Origin of the sequence: Microbacterium sp. PI-1 (assembly GCF_004337555.1) — a bacterium.
GTDB classification, from domain to species: domain Bacteria; phylum Actinomycetota; class Actinomycetes; order Actinomycetales; family Microbacteriaceae; genus Microbacterium; species Microbacterium aurugineum.
In genome coordinates this window covers 327,181-348,426 of the sequence record NZ_SJYZ01000001.1, presented here as the reverse complement: position 1 = coordinate 348,426, position 21,246 = coordinate 327,181, and the positions used below count along the sequence as shown (strand labels likewise).

The window sequence follows — 21,246 nt, the reverse complement described above, 5'->3', positions numbered from 1 at the left end:
ATGGCATCTACCGCAGACATCAAGAACGGCGTCGTCCTCAGCATCGACGGGCAGCTCTGGAGCGTCATCGAGTTCCAGCATGTGAAGCCCGGCAAGGGTGGCGCGTTCGTGCGCACCAAGCTGAAGAACGTGGTGTCGGGCAAGGTCGTCGACCGCACCTACAACGCCGGCGCCAAGATCGAGATCGAGAACGTCGACCGCCGCGACTACACCTACCTGTACACGGACGGCGACGGCTACGTGTTCATGGACCAGACGGACTTCGACCAGATCACGGTCGGGGCCGCCACGGTCGGCGACGCGAAGAACTTCCTCCTCGAGAACCAGGCCGTCACGATCGCCCTGAACAACGGCAACCCCCTGTACCTCGACCTCCCGGCCTCCGTGATCCTGGAGATCACCTACACCGAGCCCGGCCTGCAGGGTGACCGCTCCTCGGCAGGCACCAAGCCCGCCACGCTCGAGACCGGTTACGAGATCCAGGTGCCGCTGTTCGTCGAAGCCGGCACCAAGGTCAAGGTCGACACCCGCACGGGTGACTACCTCGGCCGCGAGAAGTAAGGCGTGAGCGCCCGGACGAAGGCGCGCAAGCGCGCTCTCGACATCCTCTTCTCCTCCGACGTGCGCGGGGATGACCTCGCCGTGACCCTGGCCGCCGAGGCCAAGCGCGCCGCGAGTGAGCCCGCACGCGAAGCCTCGTGGCTCTACGCGCGCGAGATCGTCGACGGCATCATCGACACCCGCGACGAGATCGACGAGCAGATCACGACGCACAGTCGGGACTGGAAGCTGGAGCGCATGCCCGCGGTGGATCGCGCGCTGCTCCGGATCGCGGTGTGGGAGATCCTGTACAACGACGAAGTGCCGACTGCTGTCGCGATCGACGAGGCCGTCGAGCTCGCGAAGGAGTTCTCGACCGACGACTCCGGGGCCTTCGTGCACGGCGTCCTCGCCCGGGTGGCTCGCGCGGCCTGACCCGTCCGACGCGTCGTACTGTCGGCGGTGGCGGAGAGGATGGAAGCATGGCTCTTCCGTTCGAACCGTCCCGATCCGAGGGGCCGCCGTACGCAGACTGGCGTACAATCCTCGGTCCTTCGCGTGACGACGCGAAGACGCCCCTCGCGCTCGGTGTCGAGTTGCGGGTGCGCGACGGACGCGGGGCGAACCCCTGGGCCTCGCGCCCGCAGCGTACGGCCACCGCCCGCGACGTGGCGAAGCGCACGGGGGAGATCCTTCTCGGGATCCGCCCGCTCGAGCGAAGCGCCGCGACGGATGCCTGGGTGCAGGGGTCTGCGACGTGGGACGCGGTGCGGCGTTCGTCTTCGCAATATGGGCGGGATCGATCGCGGTGGTTCGCCGACCTGCTGAGCATCGCCCGGGACACTCTCTTGTCGGGTACTGCCGGTGACTGGCTGGTCGCCGATCTGATCGAATCCGGCCTGCTGTGGGGGCACCTGCGAACCGCTGCGGACCTCGGGATACCGCTCGTCGCCACGCAGAAGAACACGAGCGTCGCCGTGGCGGAGCAGGCCATGATCGGCGCGACGATCGGACGCGCCGAGGACGGAGGACTCGTGGTGCGCCCCGACATCACGATCGACGGCCGCAAGGTCGAGCCCCGGGACGTCCGGGCGATCGGTCGCAGCGGCGTGTACGAGATCGCGCAGCACGGCACGCGCCTGCACGTGACACTCGCCGAGGTGCCGCTCAGCGAGCCCGTCCACGCCCTGATCGGTCCCGCGGCGGGTCTCGAGGTTCCGGCGGGCGACGAAGCGGCGTTCTTCCAGGATGCGTATCCGCTGCTCGGGCGTCGGATCGCCGTGCGCTCCGCAGACCGTGTCGAACTGCCTGCGCTGCCCGCACCTCATGCCGTGCTGGAGCTGTCGTTCCGTCGGGGTGACACGGTCTCCTATACCTTCGCGTGGGAGTATCGCGGATTCGGACGGGTTCCGTTCGCCGCCAGCGACCATGCGGTGCGCGACACCACGGCGGAGGCGGCGCACCGCGACGCGCTTCAGAGCGTCTGGACCGAGCATCTGGGGGAGGCTCTCCAGGCAGCGGGCTCGTTCCACGACGTCGCGGCAGCCGAGTTCGTCACCCGGATCGTCCCCGCTCTCGAAGCCCAGGGCGTCACGGTCGTGGTCTCGGGTCGGCGCAAGAGCTATCACGAGCTGACGGGCGAACCGGAGATCACCGTGTCGACCGTGGAGAGCACGGATCCGGACTGGTTCGACCTCGGTGTGCTGGTCAAGATCGATGGGCGCACGATCCCGTTCGAACCGCTGTTCACGGCGCTGAGCACCGGTCGGAAGAAGCTCCTCCTCGTCGACGGCAGCTACTTCTCGCTGAACCATCGTGCCCTCGATCACCTGCGTGAGCTCATCGACGAAGCGGGCGCGCTCGACGAGTGGGAGACGGGTCCTCGGATCAGCCGGTATCAGACCGACCTCTGGGAGGAGTTCGAGGACCTCGCCGACGAGGCTCTCCCGGCCGTCACCTGGCGCGCCACCGCCGACGCTCTGCGTCGTGCTTCCTCCGTGCCCTCGGTTCCGGTGCCGCCGGCGATGAACGCCACGCTGCGGCCGTACCAGAAGGAGGGGCTGGATTGGCTCGCATTCCTCTGGAACCACGGCCTGGGAGGAATCCTCGCCGATGACATGGGACTCGGCAAGACGCTCCAGCTCCTCGCACTCATCGCACACGCCAGGGAGGCGGGGGAGCATCGCCCGTTCCTGGTCGTCGTACCCACCTCCGTGCTGGCCACCTGGCGGAGCGAGGCCGCTCGATTCACGCCCTCGCTTCGGGTGCTGCTCCGGGCGAGCACCCAGGGTCCCGGGTTGGTCGACCACCTCGGCGAGACCGACCTCGTGATCACGACCTATGCCGTCGCCCGGCTCGACGAGGCCGAGTACGCGGCTGTGGATTGGGCGGGGCTCATCCTCGACGAGGCGCAGTTCGTCAAGAACCCCGCGACGAAGCTGCACCGCGCCGTCGCCTCCTTCTCGGCCGATGTGACCTTCGCCGTCACCGGAACCCCGATGGAGAACAGCCTCAGCGAGCTATGGGCACTGTTGAAGCTCACGGCGCCCGGACTCTTCCCGTCGGCGCGGAAATTCCGCGAGCGGTACATCCAGCCGATCGAGCAGGGCAAGGTGCCGGAGAACGAGGAGGGCGGCGAGTACCGGCAACGACGCCTCGCGCAGTTGCGACGACGGATACGCCCGTTGCTGCTGCGGCGCACGAAGGAGATCGTCGCTCCGGAACTCCCTGCGAAGCAGGAGCAGATCCTCGAGGTCGAGCTCGGTGCCTCCCACCGTGCCCTGTACGAGACGGTGCTGCAGCGGGAACGTCAGAAGGTGCTGGGCTTACTCGAAGACCTCGATCGCAACCGCTTCATCGTGTTCCGCTCGCTCACCCTGATGCGCATGCTCAGCCTCGCTCCCGGTCTCATCGACCCGGAAGACGCGAAGATCGGTTCGCGCAAGCTCGACGTCCTCCTCGAGAGGGTGATCGAGCTCCAGGCCGAGGGCCACCGGGCCCTGGTGTTCAGTCAGTTCACGTCCTTCCTCGACCTGGCCGCAGCCCGCCTGGATGCCGCGGGAATCCCATACGCCCATCTGGACGGGACGACCAGGCATCGCCAGAAGGTGGTCGACGGATTCACCGCCGGGGAGCAGCCGGTGTTCCTGATCAGCTTGAAGGCAGGGGGATTCGGCCTCACGCTGACCGAAGCCGACTACGTGTTCCTCCTCGACCCGTGGTGGAATCCCGCGGCGGAGGCGCAGGCGATCGACCGCACGCACCGCATCGGACAGGACCGTCAGGTGTTCGTCTACCGGATGATCTCCACCGGGACCATCGAAGAGAAGGTGCTCGAGCTGCAGCGCCGCAAGGCCCGATTGTTCACCGCCGTCCTCGATGAGGAAGCGCTGTTCGCACAATCGCTGACCGCCGACGACATCCGCGGCTTGTTCGAGGGGTGAGATGAATACTCCCGGCTCGGTCGACCGGCCGCACAGGGAGCCCTCGGTACAATCGAACGGTTCACTTTCGGGAGGAATGCAATGCGGATCACCGGACTCGGCCACGCCGGGATGTTCATCGAGACCGTGGGCGGGAACATCATCTGCGACCCGGTTCTCGGACCCTCCTTCTACGGATCCTGGTTCCCGTTCCCGGACAACCGGGGGCTGGATTGGGAGCGATTCGGCCGCGAAGCCGACTTCCTCTGGATCTCGCACCGCCACCGCGACCACTTCGATCCGCGTCTCCTCGAGCGCTACATCCGCAAGGACATCGAGGTGCTGCTCCCGGAGTACCCGACCGATGATCTCGAGAAGGACATCCGCGCGCTCGGCTACACGAACATCACCTACGCTCCGGCAGGTCAGGTGATCCAGCGCGGCGACCTCAAGATGATGATCACGCCGCTGCGCGCTCCCAGCGACGGACCGATCGGCGACTCCTCGTTGAGCGTCGACGACGGCACCGGTTCGGTGCTCAATCAGAACGACTCGCATCCGCTCGACCTCGAGAAGCTGCTCGACTTCGGCACGCCCGACGCCTACTTCACCCAGGTCTCCGGTGCCATCTGGTGGCCCATGGTCTACGACCTGCCGCTCGACGCGAAGCAGAACTTCGCCCGCCTCAAGCGCGAAGCGCAGAACAAGCGCGCCATGTACTACATCGAGAAGGTCGATGCTCCGCACGTCTTCCCGATGGCCGGTCCGCCGATGTTCCTGCGCGACGATCTGTTCGACTTCAACGGTCTGGGCAAGAACGGCGAATCGATCTTCACGGACCAGAAACAGTTCCTCGCGCACATGAAGGAGCTCGCTCCGCAGTACGACGGTCAGCTGTTCATCCCCGGGACCGTCGTCACGGTCGAGGGAGGCAACGTCACCTCCGAGCAGACGCTCTACACCGACGCCGAGATCGCTCACATCTTCGACGAGAAGTGGGAGTACCTCGAGGAGCAGCGCGCGAGCCGGCAGCAGGAGATCCGCGACGAAGAGGCGTCTCGTGCCGAGATCATCCCCCCGGCCGAGATGCTCGAGGCGATCAAGACCTGGTGGGAGCCGCTGCTGAAGAAGTCCCGCACGATCCGGTTGGGCGTCGGCGGATGTGTGCGCTTCCGCATCGGCGAGCTCGACATGGTCGTCGACTTCCCTCGTGCGAAGGTCCGCGAGTACGCGGGGGAGGAGTGCGTGTACTGGTACACCATCCCCGCAGATCTCGTCTCCACGAACATCGTCGATCACGAGATCGACTGGTCGAACTCGATCTTCCTCTCGATGCAGTTCTCGGTGGGGCGCAGCGGCAAGTTCAACGAGTTCCTCACCACGTTCCTCAAGTGCCTCTCGGTCGACCGGATCGAGTACGTCGAGAACTGGTATCAGGAGCAGACGGATCAGACGGAGGATGCGGAGATCGGGGACTGGGTCGTCCAGCGGCGCTGCCCGCACCTGCGCGCCGACCTCACCCGAACGGGCACCGTCGACGAGGACGGGATCCTCACCTGCAGCATGCACGACTGGAAGTGGGACCTGAAGACCGGTCGATGCCTCTCCACGGCCGGGCACCCGATCCGTTCCGCCAAGGTCGACGACGTCACCGATCCCGTGCTGCAGGAGGCGAGCTGATCGCGGAGAGTCCGCGCTCCGATAGACTGGCCTGACTAGCAACCTTTAACACCGTCCTGTGAGGCGGAGAAGGGAGCGGCCGATGAGCATGCGCACCGTGCTGCACGAAGCCGACATCTCACGCGCGCTGACCCGTATCGCGCACGAGATCCTCGAATCCAATCGAGGAGCCGAGAACCTCGTGCTGCTGGGAATTCCGACCCGCGGCGTCACTCTCGCCCATCGCCTCGGGCTGCTGATCAGCGAGATCGCTCAACAGTCCGTTCCCGTCGGCGCTCTCGATGTCACCCTCTTCCGGGATGACCTCGCCAAGCACCCGACCCGGTCGCCGCAGCCCACGGAGATCCCGGTCGGCGGCATCGACGGCAAGACGGTCGTGCTCGTCGATGATGTGCTCTTCTCCGGGCGGAGCATCCGGGCCGCACTGGACGCGATCCAGTCGATCGGCCGCCCCGCTGTCGTCCGGCTGGCGATCCTGGTCGACCGCGGGCATCGTGAACTTCCGATCCGGCCGGACTTCATCGGCAAGAACATCCCCTCCGCGCGTACGGAGCGCGTCAATGTGCGCCTCTTCGAGAACGACGGGGCCGAGGAGGTGACGATCGGCGAATGAGGCATCTCCTCGACACCCGCACCCTCGATCGGGCGACCGCACTGCGCATCCTCGATGTCGCCGAAGACATGTCGGACACGCAGTCCCGCGAGGTCAAGAAGCTCCCGACACTGCGCGGCAAGACCGTCGTGAACCTCTTCTTCGAGGACTCGACCCGCACGCGCATCTCGTTCGAGGCAGCCGCCAAGCGTCTCTCCGCCGATGTGATCAACTTCGCCGCGAAGGGCTCCAGCGTCTCCAAAGGCGAGAGCCTGAAAGACACGGCGCAGACGCTCGAGGCGATCGGCGCCGACGCGGTCGTGGTCCGGCACCCCGGCTCCGGAGCGCCGCAGACCCTCGCCACCAGCGGCTGGATCTCGGCCGGCGTGGTGAATGCCGGGGACGGCACCCACGAGCACCCGACGCAGGCGCTGCTCGACGCTTTCACCATCCGCAAGCGTCGCTTCGGTGGCGACAGCCGAGGACGGGACCTCAGCGGGCTGCGGGTCGTGATCGTCGGTGACGTGCTGCACTCCCGCGTTGCCCGTTCCAACGTCTGGCTGCTCACCACGTTGGGTGCCGACGTCACCCTGGTGGCACCGCCCACGTTGGTGCCGCAGAACGTGTCTCTCTGGCCGGTGCGGGTCGAATACGACCTCGATCGGGCGCTGGCGGAGGACCCGGACGCCGTGATGATGCTGCGTATCCAGCTGGAACGGATGAACGCGGCGTATTTCCCGACTGAGCGGGAGTATTCCCGCCGCTGGGGCCTGGACGCACGGCGTGTGGGCGGTCTTCCGGCAGGTAGCATTGTCATGCACCCCGGACCCATGAACCGGGGACTGGAGATCTCTTCGGAAGCTGCCGATTCCCCCCGCTCGACGGTGCTGGAACAGGTGACGAACGGGGTGTCCGTCCGCATGGCGGTGCTGTACCTGCTGCTGGCAGGAGAACGAGACGACGAACGAGGGGGAGACCTGTGAGCGAGACCCTCGTCATCACTGGCGCACAGTTGCTCGGTGCCGAGAGCGCCGACATCATCATCGAAGACGGCCGCATCGCCGACATCGGTCAGCGATTGCATCGCGCCGGTGCGCGCATCATCGACGGCGCGGGGCTCGTGGCCCTGCCCGGGCTCGTCGACCTGCACACGCATCTGCGCGAACCCGGCTATGAAGCGTCGGAGACGATCCTCACCGGGACGAGGGCCGCAGCCGCCGGTGGTTTCACCGCGGTGTTCGCGATGCCCAACACTTCTCCCGTGGCGGACACCGCCGGAGTGGTCGAGCAGGAGCTCGGCCTGGGCGAGGCCGCCGGTTATGCCACCGTGCAGCCCATCGGCGCCGTCACGGTCGGGCAGAAGGGCGAGCGTCTCGCGGAACTGGGAGCGATGGCGTCGTCCCGCGCGAAGGTGCGCGTCTTCAGCGACGACGGCTTCTGCGTGTTCGATCCGCTCATCATGCGCCGTGCGCTGGAGTACGTGAAGTCCTTCGGCGGCGTCATCGCCCAGCACGCTCAGGATCCTCGTCTCACCGAGGGTGCCCAGATGAACGAAGGCATCGTGTCGGCCGAACTCGGTCTGAGCGGCTGGCCCGCGGTGGCGGAGGAGTCGATCATCGCCCGCGACGTGCTACTGGCCGAGCACGTGGGATCCCGCCTGCACGTCTGTCACCTCTCGACGGCAGGGTCGGTCGACATCATCCGCTGGGCCAAGAAGCGCGGCATCGACGTCACCGCTGAGGTCACCCCGCACCACCTGTTGCTGACCGACGAGCTCGTGCGCGGCTACGACGCTCGCTACAAGGTCAATCCGCCGCTGCGCCGCGAAGAGGATGTGCACGCCGTGCGCGAGGGCCTCGCCGACGGAACGATCGACATCGTGGCCACCGATCACGCTCCGCATCCGAGCGAGAACAAGGCGTGCGAGTGGCAGGCAGCGGCGAACGGCATGGTGGGCCTCGAGAGCGCGCTCCGCGTGGTGCATCAGTCGATGGTGCAGACCGGGCTGCTCGAATGGTCCGACGTCGCGCGCGTCATGAGTTCGACACCGGCACGCATCGGTAGGCTCGCCGGCCACGGCACTCCGCTCGGCGTCGGACAGCCGGCCCACCTCACGCTGTATGACGCTTCTGTCGACGGCGTCTTCACGGAGGCGGATCTCCACGGCCGGAGCGTGAACTCGCCCTACCTCGGCCGGACGCTCCCCGGACGCGTGGAGTACACCATCCACGGCGGCACCCTCACCGTCGACGGCGGACACGTCGTCGAGGAGCTCCGCGCATGAGCGCTCGGGACCTCGCCGTCGCGATCATGATCGCGGTGGCGCTCCTGATTCTGCTGGCGATGCTCTTCGCCTGGCGACGACGAATGCGCCGCGATTCCGTGTTCACGGCGCCGCTCGGAGTCCCTGAGCATGCGGAGATCGTCCGCCGCGACGAGGTGCTGTACGTGTCGACGACACGACACGAGCAGCCGCTCGAACGCCTCGCGGTGTCCCCTCTCGCGTATCGGGCACGCGGCGAGCTCGCCCTCACGGATCGCGGCATCGCCCTCTGCCTCGACGGAACCCCGACGGTCTTCCTCGCGAACGACCGGCTCGTCACCGTCGATCGTGCCACCGTCACGATCGACCGCGTGGTCGAGCCCGGCGGCCTCGTGCGCATCGCCTGGAAGATCGCCGACGACACCGTCGTCGACAGCTACCTGCGCCTCGCCACCGGTGAGCCTCAGAACCTCATCTCCGACCTGCAGCGGCTCGTCCCCGCCGCCCCCGACACAGGAGCAAAGTCATGACTCTCTCGACACCCGCCGGGCAGGCCCCCGCGGCCCAGCTGCCCGACCCCGCCGTGCTCGTCCTGGAGGACGGCACGCGTCACGCCGGACGCGCCTACGGCGCACGCGGACGCACCCTCGGCGAAGTCGTCTTCGCGACCGGCATGTCCGGATACCAGGAGACCATCACGGACCCCTCGTACGCGGGCCAGATCGTCCTGCAGACGGCACCGCACATCGGCAACACCGGCATGAACGACGAAGACGCCGAGTCGCGTCGCATCTGGGTCTCCGGGTACATCGTGCGCGACCCTTCGCGCGTCGTCTCGAACTGGCGCGCCAACGCGTCGCTCGACGATGTGCTCGTCCAGGACGGCGTGGTGGGCATCAGCGGGGTCGACACCCGTTCGATCACGCGCCACATCCGCTCAGCCGGCTCCATGCGCGGCGGCATCTTCTCCGGCGCCGATGCGTCGCTCGACCCCGAGGAGCAGGTGCGCATCGTCCGCGAGGCACCCGAGATGGCGGGACGCAATCTGTCCGCCGAGGTCTCCGTCGACGTCGCGACCGTGACGACCGCGATGGGGGAGCGGATCGGCAACCTCGCCGTGCTCGACCTCGGTGTGAAGCAGGCGACGATCGACAATCTCGCGGCCCGCGGCTTCGAGGTGCACGTACTCCCGCAGAACGTGACCATCGATGAGATCAGAGCCGTGGACCCCGTCGCCGTCTTCTATTCGAACGGCCCTGGTGACCCCGCGGCCTCGGGCGATCACGTCGAGCTGCTGCGTGCGGTGCTCGACGACGGGCTGCCGTTCTTCGGCATCTGCTTCGGCAACCAGCTCCTGGGCCGTGCGCTGGGTCTCGGCACCTACAAGCTGCCGTTCGGCCACCGCGGCATCAACCAGCCCGTGCTCGACAAGCAGACCGGCAAGGTGGAGATCACCGCCCACAACCACGGCTTCGCCGTCGAAGCTCCGATCGAGGGGACCTTCGACAGCCCGAACGGGTACGGCAAGGTCGAGGTCAGCCATGTCGGGCTGAACGACAACGTCGTCGAGGGACTCCGCGCTCTCGACATCCCGGCCTTCTCGGTGCAGTACCACCCCGAGGCGGCAGCGGGCCCGCACGACGCCAACTATCTCTTCGACAGGTTCCGCGACCTGGTCATCGCCAGCCAGAAGGACTCCAAGTAATGCCCAAGCGCGACGACATCAACTCCGTCCTCGTCATCGGTTCCGGCCCGATCGTCATCGGCCAGGCCTGCGAGTTCGACTACTCCGGTACTCAGGCCTGTCGTGTGCTGCGCGAGGAGGGAGTCCGGGTCATCCTGGTCAACTCCAACCCCGCCACGATCATGACCGACCCCGACTTCGCCGATGCGACCTACATCGAGCCGATCACGTGGGAGGTCATCGAGACGATCATCGCCAAGGAGCGCCCCGACGCGATCCTGCCGACCCTCGGTGGACAGACCGCGCTCAACGCCGCGATCGAGCTCCACAACCACGGCATCCTCGAGAAGTACGACGTCGAGCTCATCGGCGCCAACTTCGAGGCGATCAACAAGGGCGAGGACCGCCAGATCTTCAAGCAGCTGGTCCTCGACGCCGGCGCCGACGTGGCAGACTCCCGCATCGCGCACACGATGGAGGAGGTGCTGGCCGCCGCGGACGAGCTCGGCTACCCGATGGTGGTCCGTCCCAGCTTCACGATGGGGGGCCTGGGCTCCGGCTTCGCCTACGACGAGGAAGACCTCCGTCGCATCGCTGGAGCGGGCCTGCGCGACTCGCCCACCACCGAGGTACTCCTCGAGGAGTCGATCCTCGGGTGGAAGGAGTACGAGCTCGAGCTCATGCGCGACACGGCCGACAACACGGTCGTCGTCTGTTCGATCGAGAACGTCGATCCGGTCGGCGTGCACACGGGTGACTCGATCACGGTCGCGCCGGCACTGACCCTCACCGACCGCGAGTACCAGAAGATGCGCGACATCGGCATCGACATCATCCGCGCCGTGGGCGTCGACACCGGAGGCTGCAACATCCAGTTCGCGGTCGATCCGAAGAACGGCCGGATCATCGTCATCGAGATGAACCCGCGTGTCTCGCGCTCGAGCGCTCTGGCCTCGAAGGCCACGGGCTTCCCGATCGCGAAGCTCGCAGCCAAGCTGGCCCTGGGCTACCGCCTCGATGAGATCCCGAACGACATCACCGGTGTGACGCCGGCGAGCTTCGAGCCGACGCTCGACTACGTGGTCGTCAAGGTCCCGCGCTTCGCCTTCGAGAAGTTCCCGGCTGCGGACGCGACGCTGACCACGACCATGAAGTCCGTGGGCGAGGCGATGGCGATCGGCCGCAACTACGCGACCGCCCTGCAGAAGGCGCTCCGTTCGTTGGAGAAGCGCGGGTCGAGCTTCCACTGGGGTGCGGAGGAGCGTTCCGTGGAGGAGCTGCTCGAGATCTCGAAGACGCCGACCGACGGTCGTATCGTCACGCTGCAGCAGGCATTGCGCAAGGGCGCCACGGTCGAGCAGGCCTTCGAGGCGACCGCGATGGACCCCTGGTTCCTCGACCAGATCGTGCTCATCAACGAGGTCGCGGAGATCGTGCGCACGGCGCCCGATCTCGATGCGGCCACTCTCCGCTACGCCAAGGAGCACGGCTTCTCGGACGCTCAGCTGGCCGAGCTCCGCGGAACCTCGGAGGCGGAGATGCGCGGGGTGCGCCATGGTCTCGGGATCCGACCGGTCTACAAGACGGTGGACACCTGTGCCGGCGAGTTCCCGGCGCTGACTCCGTACCACTACTCGAGCTATGACTTCGAGACCGAGGTCGCTCCGTCCGATCGGACCAAGGTCGTCATCATCGGCTCCGGTCCCAACCGCATCGGTCAGGGTGTCGAGTTCGACTACTCGTGCGTGCATGCCTCGTTCGCGCTGTCGGATGCAGGCTTCGAGACCGTCATGGTCAACTGCAACCCGGAGACGGTCTCGACCGACTACGACACCTCGGATCGCCTGTACTTCGAGCCGCTGACGCTCGAGGACGTGCTGGAGGTGCTGGACGCGGAGGCCGCGAGCGGGACGATCCTCGGTGTCGTCTGCCAGCTCGGCGGTCAGACGCCGCTCGGCCTCGCGAAGGGTATCGAAGCCGCGGGCTACACCGTGCTCGGCACCAGCCCCGAGGCGATCGACCTGGCGGAGGAGCGCGAGCTCTTCTCCCGCCTGCTCGATGAGGCCGGTCTGGTCGCCCCGCGCAACGGCACCGCGATCGACGTCGAGGGCGCTGTGCGCATTGCCGAGGAGATCGGCTATCCGGTTCTGGTGCGTCCGAGTTTCGTGCTCGGCGGCCGCGGTATGGAGATCGTCTACGACACCGCGTCGCTCCGGGACTACTTCGTGCGCACCGCGGGTGAAGTCGTGATCGAAGAGGGCAAGCCGCTCCTGGTTGACCGATTCCTCGACGACGCGATCGAGCTCGATGTGGACGCCCTCTACGACGGCACCGACCTGTTCGTCGGTGGTGTCATGGAGCACCTCGAAGAGGCCGGGATCCACTCCGGCGACTCCAGCTGCACGTTGCCGCCCGTCTCGCTCGGCCGCACCGACGTGGATCGCGTGCGGGAGGCCACGCTCGCCATCGCGAAGGGCGTGGGCGTACGCGGACTGCTCAACGTGCAGTTCGCCATCAGCGCCGGAGTGCTCTACGTCATCGAGGCGAACCCGCGCGCCAGCCGTACCGTGCCCTTCGTCTCGAAGGCACTCGGCATCCCGATGGCCAAGGCGGCGAGCCGCGTGATGACCGGTTCGACGATCGCCGAGCTGCGCGCCGAAGGCATGCTCCCCGAACAGGACGGCTCGCGGGTCCCGCTCGACGCGCCGGTGTCCGTGAAGGAAGCGGTGCTTCCGTTCAAGCGATTCCGCACCGCCGACGGCAAGACGGTCGACTCCGTGCTCGGACCGGAGATGCGGTCCACCGGTGAGGTCATGGGGATCGACCGCGACTTCCCGACCGCGTTCGCGAAGAGTCAGGCCGCGGCCTACGGGGGCATGCCCACGTCGGGGACGGTGTTCATCTCGGTCGCCGACTCGGACAAGCGTGCCGTCATCCTTCCCGCGCACCGTCTGCGACAGCTCGGCTTCACGATCGTCGCGACCGAGGGCACCGCAGAGATCCTCTCGCGCAACGGCATCGCGGTCACCGTGGTCGAGAAGTACAGCTCGACACAGGAGACCGGCGCGAAGAACATCGTCGACCTCATCAACGAGGGGGAGATCGACATCGTCGTGAACACTCCCTCCGGTGGCACGGCCCGCGCGGACGGCTACGAGATCCGTGCCGCAGCAGTCGCCGCCGACAAGGCCCTGTTCACCACGATGGCGGTGCTCGGGGCGGCCGTGAGCGGAATGGACGCCGCCCACGAGGGCTTCCAGGTCAAGAGCCTCCAGGAGTACGCGCTGGACCGGAAGGCGGCACTGTGAGCGCACGCTTCGGCGAGCGGGTCCGCTCCGTGCTCGGCGCACGAGGACCCCTCTGCGTCGGCATCGACCCCCACGCCGCGCTGCTCGCGTCGTGGGGACTGTCGGACGACGCGCAGGGCGTGCGTGAATTCGGCCTGCGGACCGTCGAGGCTGCCACCGGGAGAGTCGGCTTCGTGAAGCCGCAGGTGTCGTTCTTCGAGCGCTTCGGCTCCCGGGGAATCGCCGCGCTCGAAGACGTCCTTGCCGCAGCGCGCGCGGCCGGCCTCATCGTGATCGCCGACGCCAAGCGGGGCGACATCGGGTCGACCATGGATGACTACGCGCGCGCCTGGCTCACGCCGGGTTCGCCGTTGGAGGCGGACGCACTCACGGTGAGTCCTTTCCTCGGTGTGGGAGCCCTCGACGGGGCCTTCGCCCTCGCCGGAGAGCACCACAAGGGGCTCTTCGTCCTCGCGGCGACCAGCAACCCCCAGGCCGAGGGACTCCAGCGGTCCACGGCGTCCGACGGCGCGACCGTGTCGGCATCGATCATCTCCGAGGTCTCGGGTCGCAACGCCGAGCAGGTGGCGGCAGGGGAGTGGGGGAGCTTCGGCTTCGTCATCGGTGCCACCGTGGAGTGGGCCCCGGCGGGTATCGAGCCCTTCGAGCCCGTCGCCCCCATCCTGGCTCCGGGCTTCGGTGCGCAGGGTGCTGCTCCCTCCGACCTGCGGCCGCGCTTCGGTGCGCTGTCGGACGCCGTGATCGCGAGCGAGAGCCGCAGCATCCTCTCCGCAGGCCCGGTCGACCTGGCCCGGACCGTCGCCGCACGCGCGGCCGAGTATCTCGAGGTGGCCGGTGTCTGACGCCCAGCGGACCGTTCCTGAGGTCGATCGAGCTGCGGCCGCCCGCCGTGCGGTCGAACGTCGCCGTGCCAGAGCCTCCGTCAAGCGCGACCTGACGATGCGGGTGGTCACGCCGCAGGCGGTGCTGCGTCGCGCCACAGCGGACGCCGACTCCGTCGAGGGGTCGATGCGCATCACCGACTTCCTGCTGGCTCTCCCCGCCATCGGTGCGGGCAAGCGCGACCGGATCCTGGAGGAGCTCCACATCTCGCCGGTCAAACGTCTCGGAGGCCTCGGCGCACGTCAGCGCCGTGCGCTGGAGACGTGGCTCGACACACGCTTCCCGGTACCGGAGCCGCGTGGAGAGCGGAGTCGCCTGCTCGTGCTCGCCGGCCCGACGGCCGTGGGCAAGGGAACGGTGGCCGCGCATATCCGTGAGCACAACCCGGAGATCCATCTGTCGGTCTCGGCGACCACGCGGCCGCCTCGTCCGGGCGAGATCGACGGTGTCCACTACTACTTCGTGGACGACGCGGAGTTCGACCGGCTGATCGCCGACGACGAGCTCCTCGAATACGCGGTGGTGCACAACCGCTCCCGATACGGCACCCCGCGCGCACCGATCGACGCCGCTTTGGCCGAGGGCAAGACGGTCCTCCTCGAGATCGACCTGCAGGGGGCGCGTCAGGTGCGGCGAGCGGAACCCGCCGCGACGCTCATCTTCCTGCTGCCGCCGAGCTGGGATGAGCTGGTGCATCGACTGGTCGGGCGCGGCACCGAAGAGGCCGAAGAGAGGGCCCGCCGATTGCGTACCGCGAAGGTCGAACTGGCCGCTCAGAACGAGTTCGATCACCTGATCGTGAACGAGGACGTCGCCACCGCGGCCCGCGAGGTCGTAGAATTGTCTTCAAGCTCTGCGCGCTGAGCGTCTTCGCGCGCCTTTCGCACCGTCTTCGCGACGATCCCGTCGCCTGATCAGGAGGTCTCACCATGGCCGGACACAACAACGGCATCATCGATCCCCCCATCGACAACCTGCTCGACCGCGTCGACTCCAAGTACGAGCTCGTGATCTACGCCGCAAAGCGCGCGCGCCAGATCAACGACTACTACTCGGACCTGCACGAGGGCAACCTCTTCGACAACGTGGGCCCGCTGGTCGATTCCTCCGTCGAGGACAAGCCGCTCACCATCGCGCTGCACGAGATCAACGAGGACAAGCTCCGCCTGCGTCACGCGGAGTGATATTCGAGACTGCGCCTCCCGTCTGTCGGAGGCGCAGTCCAGAATGGGTGCCATACCCCCTTCTGTCCGTCCCGTTCTGGAGAATCGATGAGCGCGCTGCGTCTGTTCACGTCCGAGTCCGTCACCGAAGGGCATCCGGACAAGATCTGCGACCAGATCTCGGACAGCATCCTCGATGGTCTGATCGCGAAGGACCGCGGTTCTCGCGTGGCCGTCGAGACGCTCGTCACGACCGGCCTCGTCCACGTCGCCGGTGAGATCCGCACCGAGGCCTACGTCGATATCCCGACGATCGTCCGCCAGGTCGTGAACGGTATCGGCTACACCTCCAGCGAGACCGGCTTCGACGGCGCGTCCTGCGGTGTGAGCGTCTCGGTGGGGGAGCAGTCCACCGACATCGCCCACGGCGTCGACAGCGCGCAGGAGCACCGCGACGGGTCGTCCGTCGATCCGCTCGACGGGCTCGGCGCCGGCGACCAGGGCATCATGTTCGGCTTCGCGACGAACGAGACGCCCCAGCTGATGCCGATGGCTGCCTGGACCGCACACCGCCTGGCGGAACGTCTCACGGAGGTCCGTCGCAGCGGAGTGCTGCCGTTCCTGCGCCCCGACGGCAAGACTCAGGTCACGCTGGGCTACGACGGCTTCACGCCGAAGACCGTCGACGCGGTCGTCGTCTCCACGCAGCATCACCCGGAGATCTCCCAGGACGAGCTGCAGGATCAGGTGCGCCGGCACGTCATCGACCCGGTCCTCGCCACGACGGGCCTCGACCTCGACGACGTCACGCTCTACATCAACCCCGCGGGCCCGTTCGTCACGGGAGGCCCGAAGGGCGACGCCGGTCTCACCGGACGCAAGATCATCATCGACACCTATGGCGGGGCAGCGCGCCACGGCGGTGGAGCGTTCAGCGGAAAAGACCCGTCGAAGGTCGACCGCTCCGGCGCCTACGCCACGCGTTGGGTGGCCAAGAACGCGGTGGCGGCAGGACTCGCCGACCGTCTCGAAGTCCAGGTGGCCTACGCGATCGGCGTCGCGCGTCCGGTCGGCCTGTACGTCGAGACCTTCGGCACCGGAAAGGTCTCGGACGAGGTGATCACCCGGGCCATCACCGACGTGTTCGATCTGCGCCCGCAGTCGATCATCGAGCAGCTCGACCTTCTGCGGCCGATCTACGCCCAGACCGCGGCCTACGGTCACTTCGGTCGAGAGCTCGCCGACTTCACCTGGGAGCGCACCGACCGCGCCGAAGAGCTTCGCCGCGCTGCCGGGCTCTGATGGGACCACGGTCCTGATGCCTCCGGAGAGCCGGCGCATCGCGCGCGTGCTCCTCGATTCGCCGCTGCCTCAACTCGACCGGCTCTTCGACTACGCGCTTCCCGCAGAGCTCGGCGACGTACCACTCGGCGTCCGTGTCCGCGTGCCGTTGCGCACCGCGGGGCGGGTGATCGACGGATACATCGTCGAGATCGACACCGAAGACGACGCCGACCGACCGCTGTCCGAGGTCGAGAGCGTTGTCTCGGCCGTGCCCGTCCTTCCCGAGCGCCTCTACACGCTGGCACGTCGAGTCGCCGATCGTGCTGCCGGGTCGGCCTCGGACGTGCTGCGCCTCGTGATCCCCAAGCGTCAGGTGCGGGTCGAGAAGGCCTGGACCGCGGACTCGCCGGAAATGCAGCCTGATGCCGCCGCTCGCGAGATCGCGGAGGAAGCCATCGCGGCCTACGACGGCCTCGGCGCCATCCTCGATACCGGAGGACGCGCCGCGGTCGAAGCGATCCCGCAGCTCCTCGACGGCGTGCAGGGGTGGGCGAAACTCTTGGCCTCGGCTGCAGCGCGGACATTGTCGTCGGGACGGTCCTCGATCATCGTCGTTCCGGACCATCGCGATCTCGATCGTCTGCTCGCCGCGCTCGAGCCGCTCGTGCCTGCTGGCACGGTGGTGCGTCACGACTCCCGGCAGGCCAACCCCGACCGCTATCGGGCCTTTCTGCGCACACTCGAGGACGCTCCCTGCATCGTCGTCGGCAATCGCTCCGCGGTCTACTCGCCTGTGGCCGCCGGGCTGGTGGCGATCTGGGACGATGGCGACCCGTTGCTCGGAGAACCGCTGTCGCCGTACGTCAATTCCCGTGACGCGGCGCTCCTCCGACAAGAGCTCGAGGGCTCCGCACTGCTGTTCGCGGGGCACTCGCGTACGACCGACGTCGAGCGCCTCGTCGTACTCGGTTGGCTGCAGGATGTCCGCGCCACGCGTCGCGTGCTCCCGCGGGTCGTCCTCAGCACGGCACAGGAGATGGAGCAGCCGACGGCTCAACGCATGCCGTCATCGGCGTTCCTCGCTGCGCGCAACGCCGCGGCCGAAGGACCCGTCCTCGTGCAGGTTTCGCGCCCGGGGTTCTCGCCATCCTTGGTGTGCGCCGACTGCCGAGCACCCGCACGCTGCCCGCACTGCGGGGGACCACTCGGTGCGCGGCATCGTGGGGCCGTGCCGGTGTGCGGCTGGTGTGGGCGGGGTGCGAGCGCGTGGACGTGCCCGTCGTGCTCCTCGACGAAGCTGCGCCTCGCGTCGTCCGGGAGCGAACGCACCGCCGATGAGCTCGGACGCGGCTTTCCGGGTGTCCGCGTGATCGTCGCCGACAGTGCGCATCCGGTCGAACGCGTCACGGACAGACCCGCACTCGTGGTCGCGACCCGTGGAGCGGAGCCGATCGCCGACGGCGGCTACCGAGCGGTCGTCCTGCTGGACGGGCCGCGCATGCTCCAGGCCCCCGACCTGCGTGTCGCGGAATCGTGTCTGCGCTGGTGGTCGAACGCCGCGGCCCTCGCTGCGCCCGGAGCGCCCGTCCACCTGGTCGGAGTGAACGGCGCAGCGGCCAAGGCGCTCGCGACCTGGAACCACGCGGCCCATGCGCGCGCCGAGCTGGAGAGTCGGGCGCCCCTGCACATGCCGCCCACGACGCGCGTGGCACTCGTGCAGGGGTCGGCTTCCGCCGTCGGTGACGCTCTCGCCGCGCTCAAGGAACTCGCCCTCCCCAGCGATGCCGTCCTCGGACCTGTTCCCGTCGAGTCCGACGAGATGCCTCCCCGCGTACGTGCCCTCGTGCGTTTCGACTACAGCGCCGGCAGCCGTGTCGCCACGGCCCTGCGCGCGGCAGTGGTCGCCGAAGCCGTGAGCGGCCGCCGACGCAAGGGGCGGTCGACGAAGAGCACACTCTCGGTCCGTCTCGATATCCTCGATCCAGAGCTCTGACCCTTCCGGAGAACCTTCATGCGCCTCGTCTTCGCCGGCACACCCGCTGCGGCCGTGCCCACCCTGCGTCGTCTCGCGACCTCGCACGACATCGCCGCGGTCGTGACGCGGCCCGATGCCGCACTCGGGCGTCGGCGTGTGCTCACGCCGTCTCCGGTCGCGCAGGCGGCCCTCGAACTCGGACTTCCCGTGATCAAGGCCGCGCGGCTCGACGACGCCGCGACCGCGGAGATCGCCGCCCTGGAGGTGGAACTCGGCGTGATCGTGGCCTACGGGGGCCTGGTCCGCGAGCCGCTCCTGTCCATGCCGACGAGGGGATGGATCAACCTGCACTTCTCCCTCCTTCCGGCATGGCGCGGAGCCGCCCCGGTGCAACGAGCGCTCATCGCCGGCGACGACGTTCTCGGGGCGAGTGTCTTCCAGCTGGTCGCCGAGCTGGATGCGGGCGACGTCTATGCGACGCGGGAGATCGAGGTCGCGGAGACGGCGACCGCGGGCGAGGCGCTCGAGACTCTCGCCCACGACGGTGCCGACCTCACGGCCCAGGTGGTCGACGCGATCGCAGACGGCACAGCCGACGCGCGACCGCAGGTGGGGGAGCCGAGTTTCGCGGCCAAGCTGTCACACGCCGACGGCCTCCTCGATTGGAACGCGCCGCTCGACACGGTGTTCGCACGTTTTCGAGGTGCGACTCCCGAACCCGGCGCGCACACGACGGTCGGCGGTCAGGCGCTCAAGGTGCTCGAAGCGGTGCCCGCTGCGGATGCGGAGCCCCTCGCTCCCGGACGTTTTCGTGGCACGAAGAAGGCGCTCCTCATCGGGACGGGATCGGGGGCGCTGGCGGTGACTCGCGTGCAGCCGGCCGGCAAGGGAGCGATGAACGCGGTCGACTGGTGGCGCGGGCAGCGCAGTGGCGATGAGCTGCAGGCAGGATCATGAGCGGCAAAGGACCGGAGCGTCGCACCCCGAGGCCGCAGGGACGACGTCCGTCCGGGCAGTCTTCCCGCGAGGGACGGGGATCGGTGCGGCGTGGTCCTGTGCGCGCTGTTCAACCCGCCCGTCGGGTCGCGTACGACGTGCTGCGCGCGGTGTCCGAGACCGATGCCTATGCGAACCTCGTGCTCCCGACCGCGATCGCGGATGCGGGGCTCACGCCGCAGGACGCGGCGCTCGCGACGGAGCTCACGTACGGAACGTTGCGAAGGCTCGGCACGTATGACGCGATCATCGCATCGGCAGCCGACCGCCCGACGGACGGCATCGACCCTGCGGTGCTCGACGCACTGCGGCTCGCGGTGCATCAACTGCTCGCCACCCGCGTCGCTTCGCACGCGGCTGTGAACGAGTCGGTGAACCTCGTGGCGACGACATCAGGGCGTGGGGCGTCGAGCTTCGCGAACGCCGTCCTCCGTCGCATCACCCGCGACTCGGGAGAGGTCTGGCAGGCGCGCATCGAGGAGCAGGCGCGCTCCGATGACGAGCGGCTGGCACTGCGCACCGCGCATCCGGTCTGGGTCATCAGGGCGCTCCGTCGGGCCCTCGCAGCCGAAGGGCGCGGCGACGAGCTCGAGGCGCTTCTGGAGTCCGACAACATCTCGCCCGAGGTGACCCTCGTCGCGTTGCCGGGGCTGGCCGAGCCTGCCGAGCCTCGTCTGCCCTACGCGCCGACCGCTTTCGCGTCTCCTGGGGGCGACCCCCGGCGCTCGGTCGAAGCCTCCGGCGGTACTGTGCGCGTGCAGGACGAAGGCTCCCAGCTCGTGGCCCTCGCGCTGGCGGGCGCTGCGCCCATCGCCTCGGGGGAGCGCTGGCTCGACCTCTGCGCGGGTCCGGGAGGGAAGACCGCGCTCCTCGCCGCGATCGCGCTCGAGCATGACGCCACGCTGGAGGCGAACGAGGTCGTCCCCGTCCGCGCGCGACTCGTCCGCAAGGCTCTCCGGGCCGTACCGGGTGACATCGTCGTCCACGAGCAGGATGGGCGGGCTCTCGCCGCATCCCGACCAGGGGAGTTCGACCGGATCCTCGTCGATGCGCCCTGCACGGGTCTCGGCGCGCTTCGTCGCCGCCCCGAGGCACGCTGGCGGAAGTCGCCGGCGGATGTCGCCGAACTCGTCCCGCTGCAGGTCGAGTTGCTGTCCGCTGCGGTCGACGCGCTCGCTCCCGGTGGCGTCGTCGCTTATGTGACGTGCTCGCCGCATCTCGCGGAGACCACCGGCGTCGTGCAGGAGGTGCTGCGGGCGCGCACGGACATCGTGGAGCTCGATGCGCGTGCGGCGATCGCGGATGTCTCGATGTCGCCGATCGATCTCGCGGTCGAGGGCCGTTCCGGCTCCGGCAGCGCCCAGCTCTGGCCGCATCGACACGGCACCGACGCCATGTTCCTCGCGCTCCTGCAGCGCCCATCGACCGAGAACACCTCATCCGGCAAGGAAGACTAG

At 68.2% G+C, this 21,246-nt stretch carries 17 protein-coding genes; all 17 read left to right on the top strand.

All coding sequences use genetic code 11. From position 1 onward, the window contains the following. The 17 genes from efp (at position 1) to E0W80_RS01575 (ending at position 21,246) form a co-directional block, all read left to right on the top strand. Positions 1–561, top strand: coding sequence for an elongation factor P (efp, locus tag E0W80_RS01655; RefSeq protein WP_047519512.1), 561 nt, complete (start codon positions 1–3; stop codon positions 559–561). Between the two features lie 3 nt (positions 562–564). Continuing rightward, on the top strand, positions 565–975 hold the full coding sequence (nusB, locus tag E0W80_RS01650) for a transcription antitermination factor NusB (protein ID WP_047519514.1): 411 nt from the start codon (positions 565–567) through the stop codon (positions 973–975). 47 nt (positions 976–1,022) lie between these two features. After that, positions 1,023–3,983, top strand: coding sequence for a DEAD/DEAH box helicase (locus E0W80_RS01645; protein ID WP_131491052.1), 2,961 nt, complete (start codon positions 1,023–1,025; stop codon positions 3,981–3,983). 81 nt (positions 3,984–4,064) lie between these two features. Continuing rightward, positions 4,065–5,642: a Rieske 2Fe-2S domain-containing protein gene (locus E0W80_RS01640; protein WP_131491051.1), complete on the top strand. Its 1,578-nt coding sequence runs from the start codon at positions 4,065–4,067 to the stop codon at positions 5,640–5,642. Between the two features lie 82 nt (positions 5,643–5,724). Then, positions 5,725–6,255, top strand: a complete 531-nt coding sequence (gene pyrR, locus E0W80_RS01635) for a bifunctional pyr operon transcriptional regulator/uracil phosphoribosyltransferase PyrR (RefSeq protein ID WP_131491050.1) — start codon at positions 5,725–5,727, stop codon at positions 6,253–6,255. After that, positions 6,252–7,217 carry an aspartate carbamoyltransferase catalytic subunit gene (locus tag E0W80_RS01630; RefSeq protein ID WP_131491049.1) on the top strand — a complete coding sequence of 322 codons (966 nt, stop codon included), beginning with the start codon at positions 6,252–6,254 and terminating at the stop codon, positions 7,215–7,217. Before pyrR ends, E0W80_RS01630 begins: the two co-directional genes overlap by 4 nt. Then, positions 7,214–8,518, top strand: a complete 1,305-nt coding sequence (locus E0W80_RS01625) for a dihydroorotase (RefSeq protein WP_131491048.1) — start codon at positions 7,214–7,216, stop codon at positions 8,516–8,518. Before E0W80_RS01630 ends, E0W80_RS01625 begins: the two co-directional genes overlap by 4 nt. Next, positions 8,515–9,027: a hypothetical protein gene (locus tag E0W80_RS01620; RefSeq protein ID WP_047519526.1), complete on the top strand. Its 513-nt coding sequence runs from the start codon at positions 8,515–8,517 to the stop codon at positions 9,025–9,027. Before E0W80_RS01625 ends, E0W80_RS01620 begins: the two co-directional genes overlap by 4 nt. Beyond that, complete coding sequence (carA, locus tag E0W80_RS01615) at positions 9,024–10,202, top strand: glutamine-hydrolyzing carbamoyl-phosphate synthase small subunit (RefSeq protein WP_131491047.1); 1,179 nt, start codon at positions 9,024–9,026, stop codon at positions 10,200–10,202. The genes E0W80_RS01620 and carA overlap by 4 nt, the downstream gene beginning before the upstream one ends. Next, positions 10,202–13,489: a carbamoyl-phosphate synthase large subunit gene (gene carB / locus E0W80_RS01610; RefSeq protein ID WP_131491046.1), complete on the top strand. Its 3,288-nt coding sequence runs from the start codon at positions 10,202–10,204 to the stop codon at positions 13,487–13,489. The genes carA and carB overlap by 1 nt, the downstream gene beginning before the upstream one ends. Continuing rightward, positions 13,486–14,331, top strand: a complete 846-nt coding sequence (pyrF, locus tag E0W80_RS01605; RefSeq protein WP_131491045.1) for an orotidine-5'-phosphate decarboxylase — start codon at positions 13,486–13,488, stop codon at positions 14,329–14,331. The genes carB and pyrF overlap by 4 nt, the downstream gene beginning before the upstream one ends. Continuing rightward, the gene (gmk, locus tag E0W80_RS01600; protein ID WP_131491044.1) at positions 14,324–15,235 is read left to right on the top strand and encodes a guanylate kinase; all 912 of its coding nucleotides are present in this window, start codon (positions 14,324–14,326) and stop codon (positions 15,233–15,235) included. The genes pyrF and gmk overlap by 8 nt, the downstream gene beginning before the upstream one ends. Before the next feature lie 65 nt (positions 15,236–15,300). Next, complete coding sequence (gene rpoZ, locus E0W80_RS01595) at positions 15,301–15,555, top strand: DNA-directed RNA polymerase subunit omega (protein WP_017204385.1); 255 nt, start codon at positions 15,301–15,303, stop codon at positions 15,553–15,555. 87 nt (positions 15,556–15,642) lie between these two features. Further along, positions 15,643–16,836, top strand: coding sequence for a methionine adenosyltransferase (gene metK, locus E0W80_RS01590; RefSeq protein ID WP_131491043.1), 1,194 nt, complete (start codon positions 15,643–15,645; stop codon positions 16,834–16,836). 16 nt (positions 16,837–16,852) lie between these two features. After that, positions 16,853–18,811, top strand: coding sequence for a primosomal protein N' (locus E0W80_RS01585; RefSeq protein ID WP_131491042.1), 1,959 nt, complete (start codon positions 16,853–16,855; stop codon positions 18,809–18,811). Positions 18,812–18,829: 18 nt separating this feature from the next. Further along, the gene (gene fmt, locus E0W80_RS01580; RefSeq protein WP_131491041.1) at positions 18,830–19,750 is read left to right on the top strand and encodes a methionyl-tRNA formyltransferase; all 921 of its coding nucleotides are present in this window, start codon (positions 18,830–18,832) and stop codon (positions 19,748–19,750) included. Then, positions 19,747–21,246 (top strand): transcription antitermination factor NusB, encoded by a 1,500-nt coding sequence (locus E0W80_RS01575; RefSeq protein ID WP_240740427.1) that lies wholly within the window; start codon positions 19,747–19,749, stop codon positions 21,244–21,246. Before fmt ends, E0W80_RS01575 begins: the two co-directional genes overlap by 4 nt.

Bases quoted from the DNA above. Each gene is read 5' to 3' on its own strand.
- efp (WP_047519512.1), top strand. From the start codon at position 1: ATGGCATCTACCGCAGACATCAAGAACGGCGTCGTCCTCAGCATCGAC.
- E0W80_RS01645 (WP_131491052.1), top strand. From the start codon at position 1,023: ATGGCTCTTCCGTTCGAACCGTCCCGATCCGAGGGGCCGCCGTACGCA.
- E0W80_RS01640 (WP_131491051.1), top strand. From the start codon at position 4,065: ATGCGGATCACCGGACTCGGCCACGCCGGGATGTTCATCGAGACCGTG.
- pyrR (WP_131491050.1), top strand. From the start codon at position 5,725: ATGAGCATGCGCACCGTGCTGCACGAAGCCGACATCTCACGCGCGCTG.
- E0W80_RS01630 (WP_131491049.1), top strand. From the start codon at position 6,252: ATGAGGCATCTCCTCGACACCCGCACCCTCGATCGGGCGACCGCACTG.
- E0W80_RS01620 (WP_047519526.1), top strand. From the start codon at position 8,515: ATGAGCGCTCGGGACCTCGCCGTCGCGATCATGATCGCGGTGGCGCTC.
- carA (WP_131491047.1), top strand. From the start codon at position 9,024: ATGACTCTCTCGACACCCGCCGGGCAGGCCCCCGCGGCCCAGCTGCCC.
- carB (WP_131491046.1), top strand. From the start codon at position 10,202: ATGCCCAAGCGCGACGACATCAACTCCGTCCTCGTCATCGGTTCCGGC.
- rpoZ (WP_017204385.1), top strand. From the start codon at position 15,301: ATGGCCGGACACAACAACGGCATCATCGATCCCCCCATCGACAACCTG.
- metK (WP_131491043.1), top strand. From the start codon at position 15,643: ATGAGCGCGCTGCGTCTGTTCACGTCCGAGTCCGTCACCGAAGGGCAT.
- E0W80_RS01585 (WP_131491042.1), top strand. From the start codon at position 16,853: ATGCCTCCGGAGAGCCGGCGCATCGCGCGCGTGCTCCTCGATTCGCCG.
- fmt (WP_131491041.1), top strand. From the start codon at position 18,830: ATGCGCCTCGTCTTCGCCGGCACACCCGCTGCGGCCGTGCCCACCCTG.
- E0W80_RS01575 (WP_240740427.1), top strand. From the start codon at position 19,747: ATGAGCGGCAAAGGACCGGAGCGTCGCACCCCGAGGCCGCAGGGACGA.